Origin of the sequence: Mesorhizobium sp. M1A.F.Ca.IN.020.06.1.1, assembly GCF_004023265.1 — a bacterium.
In the GTDB taxonomy this organism is placed as follows: Bacteria; Pseudomonadota; Alphaproteobacteria; order Rhizobiales; family Rhizobiaceae; genus Mesorhizobium.
The window spans coordinates 1-6,641 of the sequence record NZ_RZSR01000253.1; the positions used below are offsets into that span (position 1 = coordinate 1).

Annotated in this window: 4 protein-coding genes and 1 pseudogene; 1 reads left to right on the forward strand and 4 read right to left on the reverse strand. The window is 64.5% G+C overall.

What is annotated here, in order from left to right:
* Together EOA60_RS13545 and EOA60_RS13550 are read right to left on the reverse strand one after the other, a co-directional pair.
* Positions 1-1,047: pseudogene (locus tag EOA60_RS13545) on the reverse strand (transcription-repair coupling factor); the annotation flags it as partial.
* Positions 1,048-1,054: 7 nt separating this feature from the next.
* Positions 1,055-1,342, reverse strand: a complete 288-nt coding sequence (locus EOA60_RS13550; RefSeq protein WP_095825222.1) for a succinate dehydrogenase assembly factor 2 — start codon at positions 1,340-1,342, stop codon at positions 1,055-1,057.
* A gap of 93 nt (positions 1,343-1,435) precedes the next feature.
* Between EOA60_RS13550 and recG the strand changes: the two genes are divergently transcribed.
* Positions 1,436-3,544 (forward strand): ATP-dependent DNA helicase RecG, encoded by a 2,109-nt coding sequence (recG, locus tag EOA60_RS13555; RefSeq protein ID WP_095825221.1) that lies wholly within the window; start codon positions 1,436-1,438, stop codon positions 3,542-3,544.
* Here the strand turns inward: recG and EOA60_RS13560 are convergent.
* Both EOA60_RS13560 and glmS read right to left on the reverse strand, forming a co-directional pair.
* Complete coding sequence (locus EOA60_RS13560) at positions 3,496-4,251, reverse strand: DUF502 domain-containing protein (protein ID WP_067000327.1); 756 nt, start codon at positions 4,249-4,251, stop codon at positions 3,496-3,498. The two genes, recG and EOA60_RS13560, sit on opposite strands and share 49 nt — an antisense overlap.
* 291 nt (positions 4,252-4,542) lie before the next feature.
* Positions 4,543-6,366 (reverse strand): glutamine--fructose-6-phosphate transaminase (isomerizing), encoded by a 1,824-nt coding sequence (gene glmS / locus EOA60_RS13565; RefSeq protein ID WP_095825220.1) that lies wholly within the window; start codon positions 6,364-6,366, stop codon positions 4,543-4,545.
* Between the last annotated feature and the right edge of the window lie 275 nt (positions 6,367-6,641).

Sequence of the window (6,641 nt, forward strand, 5' to 3'; positions counted from 1 at the left end):
GTCCTCGCGCGGTCCGAGCGAGGCTTTGAGATTTTCCGGCGAGAGATAGAGCAGATCCGGCGCCACCGGCTTGTAGGGCACGGCATCTTTCAGCGCGCCGTCAGCCTGCTTCCGCCGCGCCTCATAGTGATCGAGGATCAGCGTATGGCGCTCGGCCAGCGCCTCATGCGCGAGATGATCGAAGATGACAGGCGCGTCCGGCAGATAGTCGAACACCGTCTCCAGTTGCTCGTAGAAGAAAGGCAGCCAGTGCTCCATGCCGGCAAAGCGCCGTCCTTCGCTGACGGCTGCATAGAGCGCATCGTCGCGCGACGGCGCGCCGAAGGCTTCGATATAGGAGCGGCGGAAGCGGCTGATCGTTTCCGGCGTCAGCGCCACCTCGCTCATCGCCTGCAGCGCCATCGACTTGCGCTGGCCGGTCGTGCGCTGGGTCGCCACGTCGAAGACGCGGATCGATTCCAGCGTGTCGCCGAAGAAGTCGAGCCTCAGCGCCTCGCTCCAGCCGGGCGCGAAGAGGTCGAGAATGCCGCCGCGCACCGCGAACTCGCCGACGTCGCGCACGGTCGGCACGCGCTCGAAACCGGAATTCTCCAGCCGCGCGATCAGCACGTTCATGTCGATCTGGTTGCCGGGCTTGGCGTGGAAGGTCTGCGCCTCGATCAGTTCGGCCGGCGGAATGCGCTGCAAGAGCGCATTGGCCGTCGTGAGGATAACGGCGCGGTGCGGCTTTTTCGCCAGCGCAACGATGGCGGAGAGCGCGTCGAGGCGCCGCGCGGCGGCATCCGCGCCCGGCGAGACACGATCGTAAGGCAGGCAGTCCCAGGCAGGCAGTTCCAGAACCGGCAGGCCGGGAGCGGCAAAGGCGAGCGCATCGATGATCGCCGGCAGCCGCTGGCCGTCGCGCGCGACGAACAGCACCGGCTTGTCGGGCGCGATCTCCTGCGCCGTCCGCGCCAGCGCGAAAGCTTCGTAACCGTCGGCGACGCCATCGACGATGAACTGGCCGGCGCGGCCCTTCGGCAGGCCAATGGAGGGAATGAGACTCATGCTTCTTTCAAAATGTCATGGTCCGGCGCGACGCCAGGATCTTCTTCAGCACCGCGCAATCGATATCGGGCGGAACCGGGCGCTCGCCGGTGATCATCGGCAGGAATTCGGTGTCGGGGATTTCGAGGAGCTTTTCATATTGGTCGATTTCGTCGGCGGTCAAGGCGCCGATCTCGGCATCGGCGAAGGATCCCAGGATGAGATCCATCTCGCGCATGCCGCGATGCCAGGAGCGGAACAGCAGCTTGCGGCGGCGGACGTCCAGGCCCTCGCTTGATCGCTGTGTTCCGGTCATCGCGCTACATCCCTGTTCGAAGCGGCGCATATAGCGTGGATAGCGATTGGTGTCAGCCTTTGCGCTGCGGCCTCCGCGACATAAGCTGACGAGATGCGTCCTTCCATCCTCGATCCCCTGTTCGTCCCGATCACCTCGCTCGCCGGCGTCGGCCAGAAGGTCGGGACCATGATCGAACGTGTCGTGCCGGCCGATCTCGGCGACCGCGCCGCGCGCGCCGCCGATCTTCTGTTCGTGCTGCCCAACACGGTTATCGACCGCCGCAATCGGCCTGGCATCGCGCTAGCGGCCGAAGGCCAGATCGTAACACTCGAGGTGCGGGTCGACCGTCACCAGCCGCCGCCGCGCGGCAACAGGTCCGTGCCCTACCGGATCTACGCCCATGACGACACCGGTGAGATCGCCTTGACCTTCTTCCATGCCCATGCCGCCTATCTGCAGAAGATGCTGCCTGAGGGCGAGCGCGTCGTAATCTCCGGCCGCATGGAATGGTTCAACGGCCGCCCGACCATGGTTCATCCCGACCATATCGCGCCGCTCGACGAGGCCGAGGGCCTGCCGCTGGTCGAGCCCGTCTATCCGCTAACCGCCGGCCTGTCCGCAAAAGTGCTGCGCCGCGCCATCGGACAGGCGCTCGGCCGCTTGCCGGAACTGCCGGAATGGCAGGACGACGCCTTCATGCGCCGCCACACCTTTCCGTCCTTCGGCGATGCGCTCATCCGCATCCACTATCCCAAGGACCCGATCGACGTTGCCGTCGAGGGTGCGGCCTGGCGGCGCCTGGCCTATGACGAGCTCCTGGCAGGGCAGGTGTCGCTGGCGCTGGTGCGCACCAGAATCCGCCGCCTTTCGGGCCGGCCGCTGGTCGGCGACGGGCGCGTTGTCGAGAAACTGCGCGCTGCCCTGCCCTACAAGCTCACCCTCAGCCAGGAATTCGCGCTCGGCGAAATCAACGCCGACCTGGCCGACCCCGAACGCATGCTGCGTCTGCTGCAGGGCGATGTCGGCTCCGGCAAGACGGTGGTCGCGCTGCTTGCCATGGGGCGCGCGGTCGAGGCAGGCGGCCAGGCTGCGCTGATGGCGCCGACCGAAATCCTGGCGCGGCAGCATCTGGCGACCATCGCCCCGCTGGCGGAAAAAGCCGGCCTCAGCGTCGCCGTCCTTACCGGCCGCGAGAAGGGCCGCGAACGCGCCGAAACACTGGAAGGCCTCGCCAGCGGTGCGATCGACATCGTCGTCGGCACGCACGCGCTGTTCCAGGAGACGGTGACCTTCCACGACCTCGTGCTTGCCGTCGTCGACGAGCAGCACCGCTTCGGTGTCCACCAGCGTCTCGCCATCACCGCCAAAGGCGACGCGCCCGATATGCTGGTGATGACGGCGACGCCCATTCCGCGCACGCTGGTGCTGACCGCCTTCGGCGACATGGATGTCTCGAAGCTCACCGAAAAGCCGGCGGGCCGCCAGCCGATACGCACCGTCACTTTGCCAATGGAGCGGCTGGACGAGTTGGTCGGGCGCATGGTCGACGCCGTCGCCGAGGGTCAGAAGATCTACTGGATCTGTCCGCTGGTCGAGGAATCCGAAGAGATCAAGCTGATGTCGGCGGAAGACCGCTTCGCTTCGCTGAAGCCGCTCTTCGGCGAACAGATCGGCCTCGTCCATGGCCGCATGAAAGGGGCAGAGAAGGACGATGCGATGCGCGCCTTCAAGCAGGGCGAAACGCGCATATTGATCGCCACCACCGTCATCGAGGTCGGCGTCGACGTGCCGGACGCCACGATCATCATCATCGAGCATGCCGAGCGCTTCGGCCTTGCCCAGTTGCACCAGTTGCGCGGCCGGGTCGGGCGCGGCGACAAGCCCTCGTCCTGCGTGCTGCTCTACAAGGATCCGCTCGGTGAGACGGCGAAGCGCCGGCTGTCAGTGATGCGCGAGACGGAGGACGGCTTCCGCATAGCCGAGGAGGATCTGAAGCTGCGCGGCGAAGGCGAACTGCTGGGCACCCGCCAGTCCGGCACGCCAGGTTTCCAGGTCGCGCGCATCGAGTTCCATGCCGACCTGCTGGAAGCCGCCCGCGACGACGCAAGGCTGATCCTGTCGCGCGACCCCGAATTGCAGTCTGGGCGCGGCGAGGCGCTGCGGCTGTTGCTCTACCTGTTCGGGCGCGACGAGGCGGTGCGGCTGCTGCGCGCCGGCTGAGCCGCGCCCAGCGCCGGATTGGCAAGCGGCCCTTCGATCGGCTCGCCGTTCAGCGTCACCAGCTTGGCCTTGACCTCCGGCGCCACCATGCCGGCCGAAACGATCAGCTTGGCGCCGTCCTCGATCGTCATGTCGAGCAGCACGATCTCGGATTTGTAAACATACATCAGGAAGCCTGTGGTCGGGTTCGGCGTGCAGGGCATGAACACCGCGATCAACGGATCGCCTTCCTGGTCGAGCTTCTGGTTGATCTCGGTTTCCTTCTCGCTGGCGACGAAGACCAGCGACCAGACTCCCTTGCGCGGATATTCGACCAGCCCGACCTGGCGGAACATGTCGCCCTTGTTTGACAGCACCGTCTCGAAAATCTGCTTCAGGGAGCGGTAGATACCGCGCACCAGCGGCATGCGGCCAAGCAGCCGCTCGCCGAAATTGACGATTGCGCGGCCGACGATGTTGGCCGTCATGAAACCGATGAACGTGATCAGCACCAGCGCCACGATCAGCCCGAAGCCGGGGACCGGAAACGGCAGATAGGTGTCCGGATTGTAGCGGGCGGGAATGTAGGGCTTCACCCAGGAATCGACCCAGCCGATGAGCGACCAGGCGATATAGGCGGTGATCGCCAGCGGCGCGCAGACGATGAAGCCCGTCAGGAAGTAATTCCTGAGCCGGGTCATGCCAGAGGTCTTCAGGGCGTCGGACATAGGATCACCGCGGCGCAGATTGCGGTTGAACTTTAGTGAACCGCAATTCGGTTTGGAACTGCGAAGTTTTTAAAGAGCGCTCTCTATGAAGCGGCTTTCAGCGTTCCAAATGGAAGCTCCTGCGTTCGCGACTGGCTGCAACACCCCTCCCTTCGTCATCACGCGCGGAGCAAAGAGCGAAGCGACGCGGCGTAGACCCGAGGATCCATTCCGCGACGCCCGCCGAGGAGTGAAAGGGCCATCGGCAAGCCATACTTCGAACTACGGTGCCCAAAAGAAGCAGTGACAGTGCTATTCCACCGTGACCGATTTCGCCAGATTGCGCGGCTGGTCGACATCCGTGCCCATGAACACCGCGGTGAAATAGGCGAGCATCTGGATCGGCAGCGCGTAGATGATCGGCGCGATGATCTCAGGTACTTCGGGCAGGATGATCGTCTCCATCGACTTGATGCCGGCCTGGGCCGCGCCCTTGGCGTCGGTGATCAGGATGATCTTGCCGCCGCGCGCCGCGACTTCCTGCATGTTGGAAACCGTCTTTTCGAAGATGCGGTCATGCGGCGCGATCACGATAACCGGCATGTTTTCGTCGATCAGCGCGATCGGTCCATGCTTCAGCTCGCCGCCGGCATAGCCTTCGGCGTGGATGTAGGAGATTTCCTTGAGCTTCAGCGCCCCTTCCATGGCTAGTGGAAAATTGGTGTCGCGGCCGAGATAGAGCACATCCTTGTAGCGGGACAGATCACGCGAGATGCGTTCGATCTGCTCGTCGAGCTTCAGCACCTGTGTGGCAAAGCGCGGCGCCTCGGAAAGCTCGCGCACCAGCCGCTTCTCCTCATCGCGCGAGATCGTCCCGCGCGCCACGCCGGCCCGCACTGCGAGCGAGGCCAGCACGGAGAGCTGGCAGGTGAAAGCCTTCGTCGAGGCGACGCCGATCTCCGGCCCGGCAAGCGTCGGCAGCACGACGTCGGATTCGCGCGCCATGGTCGATTCGCGCACATTGACGACCGCGCCGATCTTCATGCCGGCCTGGCGGCAGTAGCGCAGGGAAGCCAGCGTGTCGGCGGTCTCGCCCGACTGCGATATGAAGAACGCCGCGTCGTTCCCGGACAACGGCATCTCGCGGTAACGGAATTCCGAGGCGACGTCGATGTCGACCGGCAGCCGCGCATAGCGCTCGAACCAGTATTTGCTGATCAGCCCGGCCAGATAGGCGGTGCCGCAGGCCGAGAGCGCCAACCGGCCGATCTTGGCAAAGTCGAAGGGCAGATCGAGCGGCCTCGACACGCCGGAGACGAAATCGACATAATGCGCCAGCGTGTGCGAGATCACCTCCGGCTGCTCATGGATTTCCTTTTCCATGAAATGGCGGCGGTTGCCCTTGTCGACCATGAAGCTGGTCGAGAGCGACTGCTGGCGCTTGCGGTCGACCTTGTTGCCGTCGGCGTCATAGATGGTGACGCTGTTGCGACGCACTTCCGCCCAGTCGCCATCTTCGAGATAGGTGACTGCGTTGGTGAAAGGCGCCAGCGCGATCGCGTCCGAGCCCAAAAACATCTCGCCGTCGCCATGGCCGACGGCAAGCGGCGGACCGTTGCGGGCGCCGACGATCAGATCCTCGTCGCCCTTGAACATGATCGCCAGCGCAAACGCGCCCGAGAGCCGCTTCAGCGCCTGGTGCGCTGCCTGGACCGGCTTCAGCCCCTTGGCGAGCTCCCGCGCGACCAGATGCGCGACGACCTCGGTGTCCGTCTGAGAGGCGAATTTGTAGCCATCGCGGGAGAGATCGTCGCGCAGCTCGGCGAAGTTCTCGATGATGCCGTTGTGGACAATCGCGACGCCTTCGGAAAAATGCGGATGCGCATTGGTCTCGTTCGGCACGCCATGGGTCGCCCAGCGGGTATGGCCGATGCCGATCGTGCCTTCCAGCGGATCTTCTTTCAGCCGGCGTTCGAGATTGATGAGCTTGCCTTCGGCGCGGCGGCGGCCGAGCGTGCCATTCTCGATGGTGGCGACGCCGGCCGAGTCATAGCCGCGATATTCGAGCCGCTTCAGCGCATCGACGATCAGCGGCGCGACCTGTGAATGGCCGACAATTCCAACGATACCGCACATACGCTGCCCCCGATTCCCCGCGAAAACCCAGCGCTATTTAGGGATGGCCGGCCTGCCGCGAAAGTCACTTTGCGTTTCGTTCGGTGTCACCCGGAACGGTTTTACGACTGATGCACCATGACACGCCGCGCTTGCAATCCGGTTACTGCAAATGGTTGGTTTTTCGCGGCGCGGTGCTCGATCATTTATGGTTGGCGCCAGCGGCGCCGGCCCAGCAAACGTCCTTTGACGATCATTCCGCGGCTCTTTTCTTCGCCGCGGCCGCCGACGCGAAG

What these genes read in the sequence shown, in the direction of transcription:
- EOA60_RS13550 (WP_095825222.1), bottom strand. Translation starts at nt 1,342, where the DNA reads ATGACCGGAACACAGCGATCAAGCGAGGGCCTGGACGTCCGCCGCCGC.
- recG (WP_095825221.1), top strand. Translation starts at nt 1,436, where the DNA reads ATGCGTCCTTCCATCCTCGATCCCCTGTTCGTCCCGATCACCTCGCTC.
- EOA60_RS13560 (WP_067000327.1), bottom strand. Translation starts at nt 4,251, where the DNA reads ATGTCCGACGCCCTGAAGACCTCTGGCATGACCCGGCTCAGGAATTAC.
- glmS (WP_095825220.1), bottom strand. Translation starts at nt 6,366, where the DNA reads ATGTGCGGTATCGTTGGAATTGTCGGCCATTCACAGGTCGCGCCGCTG.